Below are 17,204 nucleotides of genomic sequence, written 5' to 3'. Positions count from 1 at the left end.
ACTCTTTTTACCGTTCAATCAGTCCATATTCTGCGAATGGTGAGCAGTCCTGTATCTGGTCGTTGTCGCTCCAGCACATACACATCCGGGTTAGACAGTTTGGTCCACTCTTCATAACCAAAGGATGGTTGATACTCACGAATAAGCAGTGATAACAAGTTCCCATGTGTAACCACAGCCCCGTGCTGTTCCGGTCTGCTCCACAACTCTTCCAGTAGTGCCAGCCCCCTTGCAGCCGCGTTTCTAGAAGATTCCCCGCCTTCTTCCACCCAGTCCACATCATCGTATGTACGTTTCAGTACATCCATCCAGTCAGGCAGATCAAGAGAGCTAAGTAACCTCTCCTGGAGACGTTCATCCGTATGTAAATGTTGCAGCGTTGCTATGCCCAGTGGCATAGCCGTCTGAACGGCCCTTTTCCATGGACTGGAGACAATATATGTTATGGCGTGATGAGCCAAGATATCTGCAAGTTTTTCAGCCTGCCTGATCCCTTCATCTGTAAGCTCTGCATGGGGTTCCTGCCCTGTGGCCTTGGCGTGACGGATAAGATAAATGGACTGCATAGCTATCACCTCCTATGGTGTAACCTACTTGGAGTTCATCTCAAGATATTGAAGTGCACTGCACATCTTCTCCTGCTCTTCCGGTCGGCCTGATGAACTGAGGAAAGTGACCTGATCCCCTGTTCTGTCTCCATGTTGAGCCACCAGCCCAAGCCGCTGCTTCAGATGGTTCACTGTACCTGTACTGCCATCAATAATCTGTATATGATCGGGCAGAACCGTGCGCAGAATGGACGTATAGAATGGATAATGCGTGCAACCAAGCACCACTGTGCCATACCCATGAAGATCGAGATCTGCCAGCTTGAACCGGAAATAATCAGCGATTTTGCCCGGATCAAAATCCAGCTGTTCACACCACTCCACAAGTTCCGGCAACGCAATGGAATCCACACTGTGGTGATCATCAACACGTGATACCAGTTCGTTATACTTGGTTTGGCTCAAGGTGAGGGCCGTAGCAAATACAAGCACCCTCTTCCCACTGTTGCGATTCATCTCCACGGCTGGTTTCACCGCAGGCTCCATGCCAATGATCGGGATAGCGTACTTGGCGCGCAGTTCCTTCACAGCCAGACTTGTTGCTGTATTACAAGCAATCACGATTGCTTGGACATCCTCCTGAACGATGGCTTCCACACAATCAAAAATATGTCCTCTAACCTCATCCGCAGACTTCGTTCCATATGGGACATGCAGGGTATCCGCGTAATACAGGAATTTTTCTTCCGGAAACTGTTGTAATGCCTGATGCAAAACGGTTAAACCACCGATGCCTGAATCAAAAAAAGCAATTTTCTTATTCAAGGATTTCACCTCTATAATGTATTCTTTCGGGTTCCAAGAACCTCTCAATGCTGCTCATGCTGACTGGAGGTGAGGTTTGTACTTCCGGCTCATCACCCACTAAGATGATAAGCCATTATTCTACGCTCATTTTATACTGCTTGAACCAGTCCTTGCCACTATGCCATGCCTCTACAGGGTTATGCTCTCCAAGCAGTTCAGTACTTGCCTGAGCCATGATCCATTCCTTGAGACCATTATCCGGACTGGATTCGAGCTGCTGTAACAGGAGAAGCAGTCCGGCCTCACCCGTATGCAGGATGTCTTCGTAAGCCTCACGGTTACCCGCAATGTAATCTTTGGGATTACTACTGGTCAGAAGGACAGGGTCGCTAACCATCTGCTGCAGGTTAATTTCAATTGTTGCTGATAATGCTTGGTCTTCTGTCCGAGTCGAACATGCTGCTACCGTCAATGCTGTGCATACGGATAACAAACCCAGAATCAGTCTTCTGCGATTCACTGTACCACTTCTTTCAACAACGAGTTAACTACAGAACAAGTTCCCATTGTTCTTCGGTAAGCTCCTGACCTGACAAAAGCTGCTTGCGGATTTCCTTCACTTCAAAGCCCACAGATTGATATAATCTACGCGCCCCTATGGGTGATAAATTCAGCAAAGCTATGATCATAATTATACTCGTTTCGATAGATTCGGATATGCGCTTCAATGACATACTGCAGATCCTTTTGTACGAAAGTGCGGATCATCAGATATCACAGTCCTTCCTCAAATCCACAGTTGTGATACTGAAATCCACACCGAACTGAATTAATCCGAGTTTACGGGCAATTTGCTGTGAAGCGAGATTATCCCAAGATGTACTGTAGATTGGCATGCGCCCACGCTCCTTGACATAATACTGCCAGCACTTTACCGTCTCCGCTGCATATCCATGTCCTCTATAACCGGGTGCCGTATATAGGCTCGCTTCCGCCCCATGATCGGAGAGCCTTGCGGAGCAGCACACTGCCACAGCAGAATCCCCAATAACATAAGCGGCAACAGGGCTTTTTTCATATAAGTGATCTGTTAATTCAGGAAAATGCTCTGCCAGCAAATAACGCTGCTCCTGACCAATCAACTGAACCTTCTGATTCCACTCGTGAGATAACTCAGGAAAAGCATAGGCGGGTCCCATCCATACACGGTTAACTGGCTCAAAGGTCTCCACCTTGCGAATCAGTTTCTGAATATCCAACGGAAGCTCGCAATCCTTACCCAATTCATTCATTAGATCCGGCGGTAACTGCTCATGATAATAGATCAGTGAACCGGCAGAAGTCATGCCGATAAAAAGGGCTGGAGCCTGCCCACCACCCGGTTCGTTAATGCTTAATAGATGCTGCTGCTCATTGATTGTATATAACGTGCTCACCTGTATTTTCAACATTTCCATTGACGACAGGTTGGATTTTGGAACCATAACTAAGAAGTTAACCTTTGCAATAATCGTTTGCCTTCACTGCCTTTACCAGCTTCTTGCTGCTCCAGAAAATCGGATAATTCACGTAAATCAGCCGGGCGATATCCAGCCCCGCACCCGCAATTATGATAGGTATAACCATGACGATACAGTATCATCACTTTGGCCCATTGTTTGGTATCATTTTGCTTGGGCGCCTGGAAATCCTGTCCCATGCTAACCATAGACGTGGCACATTGCGGGCATTTATATTCAAGTTGGGCCACCACCTCAGGGCTCAGGTCATGTCTGGAAACTTGTTTAAATGATTTGCGACAAATGAAACATGCATAGATGTCTTTATATGGTCCTGACAAGGCATATCTGCACATCATCTGCACCCCCTTAATAATTTCCATTATACGGGATTTCACACACACTTACGAATGGATTTTGCATATTTGCGAAAATCCCACCACTCACTCATTGACCTTTAATCGCAGCTTGTTTCCAGGCCTCACCAAGTTCCACAATCGATGCGTACCGCTCGGACCGATCATCGCTCACTGCACGTATCACAACCTGATACACTGCTTCTCCGGCATCCCATCTCTCATAGGAACGATCTTTCTCCCCTCCAAGCAACCCAAACGCCGTTGCCCCCATATTGAATACATTGGTAACCTCATCTATGGGTGCGCCTAGCTCAAACTCTTCGGGTGACATAAAGCGGGAAGATCCCCACATACGCCCCATGGTATTGGTAAAAGAGCCCTTCCGATACAAGTCGATATCACAAATTTTCATAAAGTTTCTGTCAAAATCATAGATCAGACTGCCATCATACAGATCAACAGCTACATAACCTCTTCGTTCCACCTCGATATGAAAATCCAGAATCTGTTCCATCGCTCGAATGCGTGTCTCTACTGGAAGCTGCCTGAACCGATAATAGGGTGAACGCGGATCTTCATATTTAGCAGGAGGCGGGAAATACCAGTGGGAGTGAAGACACTCCCCATCCACCCAATCGAAGACACAGGCATACCCCTCATTCGTTGCAAAATGATCCGTTAGTCGAATCAACGTGTCATGCGCGAGATCCTCATAGACCGAAACAGATGATTTCAGATTACGAATGGCTTCCGGGGGACTTCCCGTATGATTCGCATGAATTGTATGTGCTCCCGCATATTTAACGAACAATCGCTTTCCATCCTTTTGCACGATACCGAAGGAGAGATTCCCTGAATCCTGCTGATCGAATACACGAAAGACCGTACCCAAGGGCCGTAACCAATCGAAAGAATGAGACTCTTTTAAGACAAAGGAAACACCATCGATCTCATGTTCAACCTGATCTGTCATCGGACTCCTCCTGTGGTGATATCATCATCCAATCTTGAGGGCTCTGTATAAAAGTAATTCATATGCGCCTCATCATATCCCTGACCGTTGACTTCCAAGGCATTACGCTCGATGCCATAAACTTCAAATCCATATCGCTCGTATAAACGTCGGGCTGATTCATTGGTTGTCACTACACTCAGATTAATCTGCTTGATACCTTCCAGATGTCTTCCCCGATCCAGCACCTCGCGGAGCAAACGCGAAGCCAGCCCACTTCCCCGATATGGCGGAGCTACATAGACGCCCCAGATCATGCCTTTGTGCCTGAGTTTCAGGCCGTGTTCCCTTTTGAAACCCATTATTCCGGCCAGTGTTCCTTCTGTTGTATATGCTCCCAGAATATAATCATCCGGTTCATTATGTATGCGCTCCTGCACTTCACTCATGGGGAGTTGAATGGACAACTCGAACGAAGCCCCGAAGGCTTCAGGATGTGTTTTCAATGCTTCCAGTCGCAAAGGCCAGTAGAGGTCTGCTTCATCCCGCTGAATATTGCGAATGGTATAGTGCTCTTGCTTTCGGCCTTCATTCATTCTTCGACCACTCCCTGCATCTCATAAGGATAATCGATCTGAAGTTTTACATTCGCTGCCGCTTCCTGTCCTGCGAGCAACCCAACAACATAAATCCCCAGATCAATGGACGTGGCTACTCCACCGGCTGTAATTACATTTCCATCTTTTACAATCCGCTTCTGAATCACCTCAGTGACATATGGCTCAAGCAAATTATATGCACGGGGATGTGTTGTTGCTTTTTTGCCAGATAAAAAACCAGCTGCACCCAGCAGCAGAGAGCCTGTGCACACCGAAACCTTCAAAGGCACAGACTCAGCCTGTTTCAGCCAACCTACAAATGCCTCGTCATATCGAAGCTTGCGCGTTCCCATGCCCCCGGGGATAAACACGAGATCATATTCCGACAGGTCAGGCTTCACCCGATCCACCTTCAACGTTAGACCAGACTCATCCGTGACCTGATCTGTCATTGCACAAGTTTCCCACGTCGTTCCTTTGGTAGGTTCAAAGAAATTCAACCGATTGATCACATCATAAAACCCTGCAAAATCAAGAAAAGTCAGTCCATCAAACAAAACGAATGCAATTTTCATTGGTAACCTCCGCGTTTTAATTTGGAGCATTCTGATTATGTTTCTGATTCCGATCCCGTTCCATTGCTTCCTTCACCCGGTCACGCGCTGGCAGCTTGCTATTGATATGAAAGAGCAGACCCACAATCGCAAGAAGTAAAATAATGACGATGAGTTCAAATATGGCTAACCCCTCCCATTCGGAAATTACGCAATCGTGACTCGTACCTTATCTCTATTTTAATCCACGGGCGATAATCCGCTCCAGCCACTTCCAGGGTAGCAGTGCTTTACCTATGATGAGCACACGCGAACCTTTTCCGAGCGCATATCGAAGTCTTGGTGCACGCATCCGTGCAATTCGGCCAATCAGATCAGCTACCTCCTGTGGATCAGGTGCCGTCTCGCTCGCATGTTGGGAATAACGAAGAACCGCATCCAGCTTATGTTTATATGGAGAGTCCTCGTTTCTGTGAATTTCCCCCAGACCTTTATTCCAGATCGGCGTGCGATAAGCGCCTGGCTCAACCAGTACCACCCGAACGCCGAACGAAGACATCTCATGCCGCAGACTTTCGGTGAATCCCTCCACAGCGAATTTGGAGGCAGCATAGGGCGCATATCCTGGAAAACCGGATAAACCGCTGACGCTGGACAAGTTAACAATTAACCCCTGCTTCTGTTCACGCATCACAGGCAGGACGGCACGTGTCACAGCGATCAATCCAAACAGATTCGTTTCCATCTGGCGCCGCCAATCGTCCATCGATACTTCCTCAATGAACCCACCCACCGCAAATCCCGCATTGTTCACCAGCATGTCGATTCGTCCATTGGTTTGAAGAACGGTCCCCACCGCTTTGTCCACTGATACAGCATCGGTTACATCCAGTTGTACATATTGCAAACGTTCAGATATCCCAGCCTGCTCAGCCAGCCTTGCCAATTCTTCTTTCCGACTCAGATCACGCATTGTAGCAACAACGCGATACCCCTGCTTGGCAAGGGTGATTGCGGTAAGCATACCGAAACCACTGGAGGTACCCGTAATTAAAGCCACCGGTGCGTTCGCTCTTACCTTTGTCTTCTTCACTGCATCAAGCCCCGTGTTAATGCGTCCCTGCCCGTCCTTAGTTAAATGTTCCTCTGCTGTCACGGTGTGTCCTTCTTTCCTCGGTAAATTACTTACTTCCCGTTCCTACCTATACCGCACGGCCCCTGCTGCTTAATCCGCCACTCCATTATGCTGTCTCTCCACCCTGCGCAGCTTCGTAAGTCCCGGTTCATACGTATACGGTACAAATCTGATCTCAGGTAAGGTGCATTCAAGCCGCTCTCCCAGCTTCATCAGTTCACCCCGTACATCCGTCTCGACCTGCTCCAGCACCGCGCTCCCGCCAAGCCGAAGAGATACTTCCATTGTTCCGTCCCCTTGCTGCACCACACGATAATGTTCAATATCCGGCGAAGCCGCAATGACCGAACGGGTAACGAAATCCGGAAAGACAGGTACCGCCTCACCCGTATGTAGTTGTGTAAAATAAAGCGTGTCATCACAGCGGCCTTCAATCCGCTCAATGGCAGTAAACGGGGAACCACAGGCACATGGCAGCGCCGCCTCGGTCAGAATATCATTCAACCGATATCGGATAATCGGCTGTGATGTTCTGGAGAAGTCCGTAATAATGGGCACAAACCGCCGGGTGGCTGGATCAATGTACTCTTTTTCAATATGCACGATGTCTTCATTCAAATGCAGTGTGCCGTAGCGACAGGTCGCACCTAGAAATCCTTCTGTACATTGATAGACTTGATGAACAGTCTGTCCGAAGACCTGCTCCAGCACCTTGCGATCCAGGGGGTCCAGCACCTCGGCAACCGAGATGATTTTATCCGGTACAGCAGTCAGTTGGCCTGCCACATAGGCGTCCGCCAACAGACGCAGCATGGATGGAGGAGCTACCCATACAGTAGGTTGGTATTCTTCCAACCGTCTCACCAAGGTCTCCACACGCTCTAGCAGATCAAAATACTGAAACTGCAATTTGCCACGCTCCACCGATTCATACAGATTACTGTTGGCACGCAGGAAAAACGCAATCTTGGCAGGTTTCCACAGTCCACCGGGCAGCAACTTAGCCAGCACTGTGCCCGTCCACGTATCCTGCTCCCGATCACTCACCAGAAATATCCCCCGGTTCCCTGACGTGCCCGAAGACAATCCAACGGTCACGCCTTGAATGGAAGGTTTGAAATCACGCGTTTCTTCACTTTCACCTGCAAGAGCCAGCGCTTCGTCCTTGGTAATGCCCACCGTGTTCAGTGTATCGAAATGCTGCATCATGATTGATTTGTCAATCAACGGAAAGCTTCTCCAGTCAGATGCGTTCGCGCCCTCCCACCACTTCCGGTAAAACGGGGATCGGGCACGGATCTGATGGACATGCCGAATAACCCTGCGCTCTTGCCAGCGCTCCAGTTGTTCTCGCGTTTTCCATGTTCGCAGCCCACGTGCGAGTGCATAATGAACCACAATGCGAAAAGTATTACTCATCGTTTCTGCCCTCCTGTGCCCCAAGCGTCCAGTACATCTCGACAATGACTCGGCACAATTCGAATGTGGGGAAATTGCTGATGCAGCTGAACCAGCTTGTCAAAGTTACGGTGGTATTCCTGTCGATTCGACATAATAATACCCGCGAGCGCATGAGGTCTGCGCTGTTCACGAAAAGCCCGACACGACCACACTGCGTCCGCGCACAGAAAATAGTCATGTTCTTCTGTACGCAGCAGGAGTCCCATCATGCCTTCCGCATGACCAGATACATCCACCCCCAGCAGACTGCCATCACCGAAGATATCGTAGACTTCATCAAAAGGAAACTCTTTCCCCGCTCTCGTCCATCGCTCAGGCTGACACATAAGAGGCCATGATCTGGCCTTAAAATCCTCGGGCAACAACCCGGCAAGAAAACCTGCCTTTACAGCCGCAATTGGACAGAGTGAGCGCACGGCATCATAGGCTCTTGGCAGATAGATGAATTGTGCCTCCGGGAAATCTCGTACACCTGCGATGTGATCACCATGAAAATGAGAGAGGATGATATACCGAATATCCGAAGCTTTCAATCCAATTCGAGCCAAAAAATGAACGGCACTATCCTCTTCACGATAGACCACAGGTGTAATATGACGATACAGTGCGTTAGGCAAATAAGCCGTTTCCTCGAAAAAGCGGGAACTATATCCCGTATCCAACAGGATCGGTCCATGTACGGGATGAATGATACAGGCAAATCCTGCTGGGAAAGGCACCGGGCTTAACCGACCACCGCGCAGCGTCAGAAACTCTGGATGTGTACAGTAACCCGCCGCACCCAAATATAGTTCTACTGGAGTTGTCGTCAGCATGATTCAGCCCTCCACCAGTCTGCAAATTGTTGTAATCCCTCTTCAATGGACACCCGAGGGACGTACCCCAATTGCTCCCTTGCATCCGTAATATCCAATGTCTGTGGAATAGATAAGGAGCCGACTGTATACCGTGTCAACGCAGGTTCACCCAACGCAGGAATATAGCCATGAACTCGCTCTAGCAACGCTGCCACACCATATGCCATCCGATAAGGAATGTTTCGACAACGCAAGGGCATATCCAGCATGCCAAACAGGCTGCTCACCAACTCACTGAACGCCCTTGGATCGCCATTGGAGATATTGTAGGCTCTACCAAGTGCTTCTGTAGAGGCATCGCGGCACAATAATAAGGCATCCACCACATTATCCACACATGTCAGATCGATTAATGCCTGTCCATCACCGATCATGGGCACGCCCGACTTCGCATTCGCTGCGACAATCCTGGGAAATAACGTCTGATCATACGGACCAAAGATGGCTCGCGGTCGAATGATGATCGACGGAAGCCCCTTCGCATGCCCCTCCATTACAACCTGCTCAGCGAGAAGCTTCGTGGCTGCATAATGATTGGCTGGTTTGGATGGCAACAGATCATTCTCATGTACGTTATATCGTGGTATGTAGTTAAAATATATACTTGGAGTCGAGACATGTATGAATCGCTGTACTTTATTATGCAGGCAGCCATCCATGAGGTTTTGTGTGCCTTCTACATTACTGCTATAAAAGTCACGATATTTACCCCATGGCGATGATAGTGCCGCACAGTGAAACACCATATCCTGTCCTGCACACGCTTCGTTTACTACTTCCTCATCCCGTATATCTCCATTCAGGAATCGGATTCCTGCCAACTCAAGTTCTGCACCAACCTTTGGCTGTCGGCCCATGCCAGTGACTTCCCATCCCTCTTTGGCAAGCCGCATCGCGAGGTGCCTGCCCAGACATCCCGTAGCTCCTGTAACCAATGCTCTATTCATTGTTGTTCACCGTTCCATTCTATGTCATGAGTCAAAGCTTCAGTCAGCGAGCACTTCTGCGATCTTGCCAGACGCCATGCGGCCAGCACCACTCCGAATTGTTCCATTAAAGGCTGGATATCCTGCCCTACATAGACCACATCCCTGGTTCCACGCCACGCAGCTATCCATGCACGGAGTTTCCCTTTGCCAAAGATCTGCTGTACTCCACTTCCCAACATGGGAAGCATGAGCATGGCTTTGCTGTCCCGTGCGGGCGTGATCATTTTTCTTTCTTTTACCAACGTCTCCGGTTCAGTCAGTGCACGCACCAAGTCATCTCCAGGGTGAAACAGATGAATCCCACTCGTTGCCCTCGGATTACACTCAATTGCGTACACCTGCCCATCCCGACCTTCTATAAAATCAAACCCAATCTGTCCACTAAAACCTGTTGCCTCAACAAATTGTCTCACCCACGCAAGGGCACCTTCATGTTCTACCTGTTCAAAAAAAACACTCGCTCCCACGCTACCTGTACGATAGCGGCTGTCGTAAGTGGAATGCGCAACCAGTTGCCCTTCATGCGCTATGCTGTATGTACATAACATCTGACCAGGAATGTAGGCCTGTGCAACCCAAGGCGAAACAGAGGATAATTCCCCTTCTTCCGGTGGGTCGTTACGGATATGTCGACGGCTCTTTTGGCTTACGTTTCCTTCCTGATCAATCCCTGTCCCAGCGTCATCGGTCATGAGTATTGGCATGCGAACTTTGGCTGCGAAACGGGAATACACCGGTTTCCACACCCAATCTCCTACTTTTCCCAGAACAGACTGAGCTTCCATCCATTCCTGCCGACTGTTGATCAGGCGTGTATCTGGAACTGAAAGACCGAGTGACCCTGCAAGCTGGATAAAATCATATTTATGATGCAGCTCATGCAGCTGCTCCAGAGTTGTAACCAGAACACGGCAATATGCACGCAGTCTGTCTGCCCCTTGAGCAACATAGAATACTTCTTCACACATCGGAATCAACAGGTCAATCTGCCAATCCTGTGTCAACCGTTCCAACTCCGCCAGATAAGCATGTGTCTCATGACGTGGCGACGGGACCACAGCACACTGTTCCACTGCACGAGATAATCTGGTCAGATGCCGTACGGCACTCTCCGCAACATAGACCCGATGGCCTGCCCGATGAAGCATCCGTGCCAGATCCAGCGTTACGGGAGCCCTTCCGCCTGTAAGCAGCACACGGAGAGAAGCAGCTGTACGATGTCCGGTTGCCCCAGATCTAGTAGTCAAAAATGAGTCCTCCCAATGATAATCCGGCAGCCGTGCCAATCATCAACACCCGATCTCCACGCTGAATACGCTGTTGTCTAATCGCTTCATGCAGACCCATCGGGATCGATGCCGCAATCGTATTGCCGTGATTTCGTGTGATGCCCATAAACCGATCTTCAGCAATGCCAAGCTTCTTGCGAATCAGTCTCATCGCCATGGCACTTCCCTGATGGGGAATAACCAATTGGAAATCCTCCATCTGACACCCAGTCGCCTGCAACATATCACCAATGAATCCAGGCAAAAGTCTGGATGCCATGCGGAAGATGGCCTGTCCATCCATATGAAATAGGTAGGGCTCAGGCTGATCCGCCTTATAATTCGAAGCATGCAGCCGTGTACCTCCACCTGCAATCTCCGAGAAGCGAGCACCTCGGCTGTAGGTTTGAAGGGAAGCATGTACAATCTGCGACGATGATCCTTCAGGCGAACGTTCAATAATGACGGCGGCCGCTCCATCTCCGAACAGGGCCGCACTTTCTTTATCAGACCAATTTAGTCCGGCTGAGGCAATCTCGGTGGCTACGAGCAATACTCGCTGGTAACGTCCAGCATCTACCATATAGGAGATCACATCGAGTCCGTTCAGGAAACTCAGGCAGGTTGCATCCATATCAAAAGCAGGCACGCCTGAATCTTGCTGCCCCATGGCCTGCTGGATAAATACCGCCGTACTTGGCAACGGTTGTTCCTTCGTGCCACTAGTACACACCAGACAGTCGATATCACTGAATTGTAATCCTGCATCCACCAGTGCAGCTTCCGCAGCCCGCGCGCCCATGAAAGAGGAGGTTTCTTCACCCGAAGCATAATGGCGCACACCTACACCTGTGGCTTTGCTGACCCAGCCCGCAGGCACGTCCAAGCGGCGATCCAGTTCCTCATCGGTGACTTCCTGTTCAGGCAGGTACTTCCCTGTTCCTGCGATCCTTACTCTTCTAAGTTGCATTTCCCCAACCTCTTTCTGTTCATCTGACTGATATATTTAAGTTCAGCTAATTGTATTTACACTTACACTGCGATGACAGAACAACTTTCCGATCACTGTTATCCCCAGATTTTTTTGATTCCTTCTTAAAAAGGGAAAATCTGGGGATAAGCATATGCTTCCGATGCAGCTTTCTTTCAGAAAGCTTTTAGGCGAACGCTTCGCTTCTTCAAGTTATTTCTGTCCTCTCCGTTATCGTGTAAATGTTTAGTTGAACATATATAACAAAAGGGCAGATGCCTCTGCCCTTCCTGTTGTGTTTTCTTTTGTATAAAGTGTCATTTCTTCTTATTCAAAATCTCGGCAAGAGCGGCATCTAGTGTACCGTAAGTGAACGTGAATCCTTCTCTCTCCATTCGCTCGGGAATCACCCAACGACTTTTGAGAACCAGTTCCGTCTCGGTCTGAATGAAACGTGCGCCCAGTTCAAGCATCCAGCGAGGAGAAGGCAGGCCGATCCGAACACCCATCTGTTCTCTCAGACGCGCCATTAGCTCCCGATTCGTCACTGGATGCGGAGAGGACGCATTGAACACACCATTCAAGTGTGGATGCTCTTGCAGATAAATTACCATGCGGAAGAGATCCTCGATATGAATCCAGCTGAACTGCTGTGTTCCTGCGCCTTGAGATCCTCCCAGTCCAAAACGGACGAGGTTCGTCATGGGCACCATCACACCACCCTCGCCCAGCACAATCGCAATCCGCAGTGCAATCTGACGCGTAGACGGCAGACTGAATTCAAAGAAAGCCTGTTCCCACGCCTTGGCAACGTCGACCGAGAATCCGGAGCCAATCTCGCCCTCTTTTTCCGTCATGGGACGATCTTCAGCATGTCTGTATATGGTTGCTGTACTCGAATTAATCCATAGTTCAGGAGGATGATTACAAGCCAGAACGGCTTCGCCGAGAATGCGCGTGGTACGGGTTCTGGATTCCAGAATGACTTTGCGATTCTCATCCGTATAACGGCAGTTCACCGATTTACCCGCCAGGTTAATCAACATCTCTGCTTCTTCCAGTGCCTCTATGATTCCTGCACGATCCTCCCAGGCAATATGACCGGGCTGACGCGAGATAATTAACACCTCATACCCCAGCTTCCTGAACCTTTGGGCAAAATCCTGTCCGACAAATCCCGTTCCACCAGCTAATACAACCTTCTTCACGGTATCCCCTCATTTCCCATACTGGGTAAAGAATTCGTAAGGTATAGATTGGAATGCTTCTATGCATGCAAAATGCAGATATTAGATTAACACCGCCGGTGACCCGTTGGTTTGATTTAATTCGCACCCAGGGCTGCGTACAAGCGATCCCGCTCTTCAATAGCCCATGCGTTTGCAGGATTTTGTTCCAGCTGATATCGGAGTTCATCATAAAAATCATGGATCATGAATCCGTCCGGCAAGTTCCCAAGCATCGCTGAAAAGTTGTACTCGGGCAGTGTTCTCTTTCCTTCACTGATCTGCTTCAACCAATCCATCCACTTTGCAAGAGTAAGCACTTCCTCCTGCCATAACTCAGCCTGTAACCCAAGCGCATCCTGAAGTTGCTCGTACGCCAATGGATCGGCGAAGACGCGGCAGGCCTGAACAGCCAGTTCGTACAACTCGGTCACTGCACGGCGTACCTCATGCTCAAGTTCGACCTCCAAGCCTCCCATGTAATCCTGAACCTGAATGCTCTGTCCATCATCGTATAATAGCGGTGTCTGGGCCAACAGGCGTACAATCTCTTCCATCTCGTGCATTGAAACTCGCTTCTGCTCATAGAGAGCAGGTAATTGATATGCTGTAATGATCATTCACTCCTACATCGTTCTTCTATTAATGACCTATATTATAACATGGTTTGGCAATCATCTATCAGGATAACTTGACTATCCACTACAAGTTGTAGTAGTTTATACGTACTACGTAGTGTAGTAATACGATCGTTATGGACGCATAACGATGTTAAGGAGTGTTCACTGTGAACCAGATTCAAAAATTATCCGAAACAGAAATGGAGTTAATGGTTGTTATATGGTCATGCGCCCCACCGGTCACCTCGACAGAACTATTAGACATATTTGCCGAGAAGGGGAAAGCGTGGAAAGCGCAGACCATGTCTACCTTTCTGTCACGGTTGGTGGATAAAGGCGCACTTACCGTCACGAGACGTGGACGGACCAATGATTATGTACCTCTTCTACAGCCCGAAGATTACAAACTACAGGAAACGCAACATGTTCTTGATGGACTGTATCAAGGTTCAGTCAAGAATTTGGTTTCGGCCATGTATGATGGCGACAAGCTTTCAGACGATGACATTTCAGAACTGAAAAAATGGCTTTCGGAAAAGTAGGTGCAGATGATGAACATCTTTTTTGAAATTCTGTGCAGCCTGACCGTGGCGGGAAGTATCGTTTCTGTTTGTATTTTGGCACTACGACTTATACCCGGTTCTGTTTTTCCGACCAAGTGGCTCTACAGACTCGGTAAACTGGCTCTCTTGTTTTATCTCTTCCCGGTATCTCTTGGCCTTTCATGGCTTTTGGATATTGCATTCCAAACGACATCAACTATACCGAATACGGAGAATGCAGCAGCTTCGGGTGTAGTTGCAGGAACATTTATCCCCGAACAAACCATTTCGGTAACCACTGCCTGGTTCTTGTTATGCGGATGGGGCATTGGAGTCATCAGTTTTTCTGCATGGCAGGTGTACTGTTATCGAAGATTTCTGAATGAATTATCTCGTACACGTACCCCAGTCCTCTGTCATAGTGAGGCAGCTATACAGCTACCATTAATCAAAGAGGCTTTGGGTCTCAAACGCAATATCACGCTTGCTCACAGCACGCTAGTACGAAGCCCTATACTGGTTGGCTTGTTTAAACCCACGATATATCTGCCACCCGAAAATACGGTGAAAATGGACATCAGCATGGTAATTCATCATGAGTTGGTACATCTAAAACATAAAGATCTGTGGGTCAAGGCTGTGACCTTGGGGGTTAGTGCCCTGCACTGGTTCAATCCCCTGATTCATATGATTCGCCGGGACATTCATACCTGGAGCGAGTTGGCCTGTGATGAAGATGTCGTGAAAGAGATGTCCCATGAAGAGCGGAGACGATATGGTGAGACAATTTTAAATGTGATGGCGGGAACCAAGAAGATGCCTGCTCAATTTTGTTCATCCCTATCGGGTGAAGGCAAACAATTAAAAAGGAGATTGATGATTATGTTTAATGTAAAGAAACTGAAAAAGAAACATTGGATGATAAGTATGGGAGCCCTCCTGCTTATTACAGGAGTAAGTACGTCCACCGCAGTATGGGCATCAAACCATACGGTTAAAGTAGAGGCTGAAGCTTCTGAAACTGTGCCTGTTCCTTCTACTGATGGATCTTCTGAAATCGTAGCTTCTCCCAACAAGGTCGGAATTTCCGAAGCTGTAACTGCTCCTTCTACTTCCGAAACCCCTGAGATCGTGGCTCTCCCTGAGGATGAAGTTTCCGAAGCTGTGCCAGTTCCGTCTGCTACTGTACCTTCTACTACTGAACCTTCTGAGGCTAAAGTTGGAGAATCAGCCACTGTTCCTTTTACGGGTGAATCTCCTGAAATCGTAGCCGTTCCTTCGAATACCCAATCCCCCGAAATGGTAGCTCTCCCTGGGGATAAGGTTTCAGTAACTGTACCTGCTCCTTCAGAGAAATAACCTATACATTAAGGAGCAGTAACATCCTTATATGCAAACAGGACGAAGCATAGATCTCCAGCTTCGTCCTGTTTCCGTTTTCTGTCATGTGCACTAGATAAGTGTTTTGATCGTAGCAAAATATTCACGGATCATGTTGACGGGTTTCAGATAACCCGGTGACGGGGCCGATATGCCATATTCTGCCGCATAACCGTTCTTGGCAGCGATATACTTGGAGCGAAACATATGATAGTCACTGGTGACAATCATGATCTCAGGGTGTTCTAACCCGGATTCAAGAATGATTTTTTTGGAAAAGGCCAAATTCTCCTGTGTACTTGTGGAGCGATCTTCCATAATGACTTGGGCAGGGTTAATCCCCTGTTCAATCAGATAGTTTTTCATGGCGAGCGCTTCGGGAATCGATTCCCCCGGTCCCTGCCCACCCGATACAATGACGGGTGTCTGAGGGTGACTGCGAATGTAGTCCAAACTTGCATCTAACCTTTGTTTTAGGGTCAATGACAATTCCGTTCCACGGATGCCTGAACCCAGAATAATGACATAGTCCGCTTCTTCCGGATCATTCGCACCAAGCTGTGTAAATACAAGCGCTTCGATAATGACAAAAGAGACGACAGCCACGCTAAATCCGGTAAGGATAATCCGTTTCAGAATAACATGCTTCTGATAGTCAATCCGCCTTAGTACGATAAAAGCCACCGTGATCATTCCGAAAAACATGACTGGGAACCTTTGGCCCCAGAAGGCCAGGAACGCCACAAAACATGCCAACAGGACAAGATCAATGATCAGCCCATTTTTGTGTAAGAACTTTTTTATCAAATCCGTAGACACTCCTTCTTGTACCCGCTATTCCGCAAATCACTTATTATTCAAGCTGTTATTATCGTTAGTTTCGGCCATTGTTCCTGCCAGCACTTCTTCTGTACTCTCTGATTATAATAGTCAGCATCCGTGAAGAACGGACTTTTGCGGACTACGAGATGATACAGATCATGCAAACCATGCGGAGCACAGATGTTCACCCGATCCTCTTCACCCAACTGTACGCCTATAGCAGTCACAACTTCTGGCCAATAGCGAAGAGCATCTTCAGTAGAATGATAAGGAGTTGTGCCATTGCGCAAATGCATTCTCGCCTGATTTTTGACCGACCACTTTGAATTGCCGGTCTCCTCTCGAAGCTGTTGTTCGAGCTGTATGTCTCGCTCCTCACGCAAGTCTTGCGCATCATAATAGACAACATCAATATCGCTGTGAAGTTCACGAAGATCATATCCATGCAGAACATCCCAGATATAATTACGAATATATCCTGCACCTATGTAACTTTGAGGCAAATGGAGACTACGAACTCTCCGCAGGTCATGCATTAATTGCTCGTGTTTGATGATCGTCTGAATGAATAAGTCCTCATGTAACATATCTGCCTCCTGCAGTTTACCTCATTGTC

The 17,204-nt window shown here is 48.3% G+C and carries 21 protein-coding genes; 2 read left to right on the top strand and 19 right to left on the bottom strand.

Annotation, left to right across the window (positions count from 1 at the left end):
- Positions 1–14: 14 nt before the first annotated feature.
- The 17 genes from NST33_RS08445 to NST33_RS08365 form a co-directional block, all read right to left on the bottom strand.
- Complete coding sequence (locus NST33_RS08445) at positions 15–566, bottom strand: histidine phosphatase family protein (RefSeq protein WP_221822849.1); 552 nt, start codon at positions 564–566, stop codon at positions 15–17.
- Positions 567–590: 24 nt separating this feature from the next.
- On the bottom strand, positions 591–1,373 hold the full coding sequence (gene murI, locus NST33_RS08440; protein ID WP_339307592.1) for a glutamate racemase: 783 nt from the start codon (positions 1,371–1,373) through the stop codon (positions 591–593).
- Between the two features lie 115 nt (positions 1,374–1,488).
- A complete protein-coding gene (locus tag NST33_RS08435; RefSeq protein WP_339307590.1) occupies positions 1,489–1,875 on the bottom strand; it encodes a hypothetical protein in 387 nt (128 codons plus the stop codon).
- 28 nt (positions 1,876–1,903) lie between these two features.
- On the bottom strand, positions 1,904–2,032 hold the full coding sequence (locus NST33_RS08430; protein ID WP_339307588.1) for a hypothetical protein: 129 nt from the start codon (positions 2,030–2,032) through the stop codon (positions 1,904–1,906).
- A gap of 90 nt (positions 2,033–2,122) precedes the next feature.
- A complete protein-coding gene (locus NST33_RS08425) occupies positions 2,123–2,812 on the bottom strand; it encodes a GNAT family N-acetyltransferase (RefSeq protein ID WP_339307586.1) in 690 nt (229 codons plus the stop codon).
- Between the two features lie 29 nt (positions 2,813–2,841).
- Positions 2,842–3,213 carry a hypothetical protein gene (locus tag NST33_RS08420; RefSeq protein ID WP_339307584.1) on the bottom strand — a complete coding sequence of 124 codons (372 nt, stop codon included), beginning with the start codon at positions 3,211–3,213 and terminating at the stop codon, positions 2,842–2,844.
- Positions 3,214–3,301: 88 nt separating this feature from the next.
- A complete protein-coding gene (locus NST33_RS08415; RefSeq protein WP_339307582.1) occupies positions 3,302–4,186 on the bottom strand; it encodes a serine/threonine-protein kinase in 885 nt (294 codons plus the stop codon).
- Positions 4,183–4,761: a GNAT family N-acetyltransferase gene (locus tag NST33_RS08410; protein ID WP_221822835.1), complete on the bottom strand. Its 579-nt coding sequence runs from the start codon at positions 4,759–4,761 to the stop codon at positions 4,183–4,185. The genes NST33_RS08415 and NST33_RS08410 overlap by 4 nt, the downstream gene beginning before the upstream one ends.
- A complete protein-coding gene (locus NST33_RS08405; RefSeq protein ID WP_036669691.1) occupies positions 4,758–5,339 on the bottom strand; it encodes a DJ-1/PfpI family protein in 582 nt (193 codons plus the stop codon). Before NST33_RS08405 ends, NST33_RS08410 begins: the two co-directional genes overlap by 4 nt.
- A gap of 214 nt (positions 5,340–5,553) precedes the next feature.
- A complete protein-coding gene (locus NST33_RS08400) occupies positions 5,554–6,474 on the bottom strand; it encodes an SDR family oxidoreductase (protein ID WP_339307579.1) in 921 nt (306 codons plus the stop codon).
- 69 nt (positions 6,475–6,543) lie between these two features.
- Positions 6,544–7,872 carry a F390 synthetase-related protein gene (locus NST33_RS08395; protein WP_339307577.1) on the bottom strand — a complete coding sequence of 443 codons (1,329 nt, stop codon included), beginning with the start codon at positions 7,870–7,872 and terminating at the stop codon, positions 6,544–6,546.
- Complete coding sequence (locus tag NST33_RS08390) at positions 7,869–8,729, bottom strand: MBL fold metallo-hydrolase (RefSeq protein WP_339307575.1); 861 nt, start codon at positions 8,727–8,729, stop codon at positions 7,869–7,871. Before NST33_RS08390 ends, NST33_RS08395 begins: the two co-directional genes overlap by 4 nt.
- Positions 8,723–9,718 (bottom strand): NAD(P)-dependent oxidoreductase, encoded by a 996-nt coding sequence (locus tag NST33_RS08385; protein ID WP_339307573.1) that lies wholly within the window; start codon positions 9,716–9,718, stop codon positions 8,723–8,725. Before NST33_RS08385 ends, NST33_RS08390 begins: the two co-directional genes overlap by 7 nt.
- The gene (locus NST33_RS08380; protein ID WP_339307571.1) at positions 9,715–11,007 is read right to left on the bottom strand and encodes an ATP-grasp domain-containing protein; all 1,293 of its coding nucleotides are present in this window, start codon (positions 11,005–11,007) and stop codon (positions 9,715–9,717) included. Before NST33_RS08380 ends, NST33_RS08385 begins: the two co-directional genes overlap by 4 nt.
- Positions 10,997–11,998, bottom strand: coding sequence for a beta-ketoacyl-ACP synthase III (locus tag NST33_RS08375; protein ID WP_339307569.1), 1,002 nt, complete (start codon positions 11,996–11,998; stop codon positions 10,997–10,999). Before NST33_RS08375 ends, NST33_RS08380 begins: the two co-directional genes overlap by 11 nt.
- Before the next feature lie 317 nt (positions 11,999–12,315).
- A complete protein-coding gene (locus tag NST33_RS08370; protein WP_221822821.1) occupies positions 12,316–13,206 on the bottom strand; it encodes a TIGR01777 family oxidoreductase in 891 nt (296 codons plus the stop codon).
- Positions 13,207–13,322: 116 nt separating this feature from the next.
- Positions 13,323–13,844, bottom strand: coding sequence for a hypothetical protein (locus NST33_RS08365; protein ID WP_221822819.1), 522 nt, complete (start codon positions 13,842–13,844; stop codon positions 13,323–13,325).
- A gap of 167 nt (positions 13,845–14,011) precedes the next feature.
- On the opposite strand from NST33_RS08365, the gene NST33_RS08360 reads away from it, so the two are divergent.
- Together NST33_RS08360 and NST33_RS08355 are read left to right on the top strand one after the other, a co-directional pair.
- On the top strand, positions 14,012–14,386 hold the full coding sequence (locus tag NST33_RS08360; protein ID WP_221822817.1) for a BlaI/MecI/CopY family transcriptional regulator: 375 nt from the start codon (positions 14,012–14,014) through the stop codon (positions 14,384–14,386).
- Between the two features lie 6 nt (positions 14,387–14,392).
- Positions 14,393–15,745 (top strand): M56 family metallopeptidase, encoded by a 1,353-nt coding sequence (locus NST33_RS08355; RefSeq protein ID WP_339307566.1) that lies wholly within the window; start codon positions 14,393–14,395, stop codon positions 15,743–15,745.
- Positions 15,746–15,838: 93 nt separating this feature from the next.
- On the opposite strand, the gene NST33_RS08350 is transcribed toward NST33_RS08355, so the two are convergent.
- Complete coding sequence (locus tag NST33_RS08350; protein ID WP_221822812.1) at positions 15,839–16,573, bottom strand: YdcF family protein; 735 nt, start codon at positions 16,571–16,573, stop codon at positions 15,839–15,841.
- A gap of 50 nt (positions 16,574–16,623) precedes the next feature.
- A complete protein-coding gene (locus tag NST33_RS08345; RefSeq protein ID WP_221822802.1) occupies positions 16,624–17,175 on the bottom strand; it encodes a nucleotidyltransferase family protein in 552 nt (183 codons plus the stop codon).
- Positions 17,176–17,204: the final 29 nt, after the last annotated feature.

Source organism: Paenibacillus sp. FSL L8-0435, assembly GCF_037965655.1.
Lineage (GTDB): Bacteria > Bacillota > Bacilli > Paenibacillales > Paenibacillaceae > Paenibacillus.
The sequence above is the reverse complement of the archived record's forward strand: the minus strand, read 5'-3'. Positions and strand labels throughout refer to the sequence as shown.

Excerpts from the sequence above, each read along its gene's own strand:
- NST33_RS08405 (WP_036669691.1), bottom strand. The coding sequence starts at position 5,339 with ATGAAAATTGCATTCGTTTTGTTTGATGGACTGACTTTTCTTGATTTT.
- NST33_RS08355 (WP_339307566.1), top strand. The coding sequence starts at position 14,393 with ATGATGAACATCTTTTTTGAAATTCTGTGCAGCCTGACCGTGGCGGGA.
- NST33_RS08445 (WP_221822849.1), bottom strand. The coding sequence starts at position 566 with ATGCAGTCCATTTATCTTATCCGTCACGCCAAGGCCACAGGGCAGGAA.
- NST33_RS08395 (WP_339307577.1), bottom strand. The coding sequence starts at position 7,872 with ATGAGTAATACTTTTCGCATTGTGGTTCATTATGCACTCGCACGTGGG.
- NST33_RS08365 (WP_221822819.1), bottom strand. The coding sequence starts at position 13,844 with ATGATCATTACAGCATATCAATTACCTGCTCTCTATGAGCAGAAGCGA.
- NST33_RS08375 (WP_339307569.1), bottom strand. The coding sequence starts at position 11,998 with ATGCAACTTAGAAGAGTAAGGATCGCAGGAACAGGGAAGTACCTGCCT.
- NST33_RS08425 (WP_339307586.1), bottom strand. The coding sequence starts at position 2,812 with ATGGAAATGTTGAAAATACAGGTGAGCACGTTATATACAATCAATGAG.
- NST33_RS08415 (WP_339307582.1), bottom strand. The coding sequence starts at position 4,186 with ATGACAGATCAGGTTGAACATGAGATCGATGGTGTTTCCTTTGTCTTA.
- NST33_RS08390 (WP_339307575.1), bottom strand. The coding sequence starts at position 8,729 with ATGCTGACGACAACTCCAGTAGAACTATATTTGGGTGCGGCGGGTTAC.
- NST33_RS08385 (WP_339307573.1), bottom strand. The coding sequence starts at position 9,718 with ATGAATAGAGCATTGGTTACAGGAGCTACGGGATGTCTGGGCAGGCAC.
- NST33_RS08410 (WP_221822835.1), bottom strand. The coding sequence starts at position 4,761 with ATGAATGAAGGCCGAAAGCAAGAGCACTATACCATTCGCAATATTCAG.
- NST33_RS08345 (WP_221822802.1), bottom strand. The coding sequence starts at position 17,175 with ATGTTACATGAGGACTTATTCATTCAGACGATCATCAAACACGAGCAA.
- NST33_RS08420 (WP_339307584.1), bottom strand. The coding sequence starts at position 3,213 with ATGATGTGCAGATATGCCTTGTCAGGACCATATAAAGACATCTATGCA.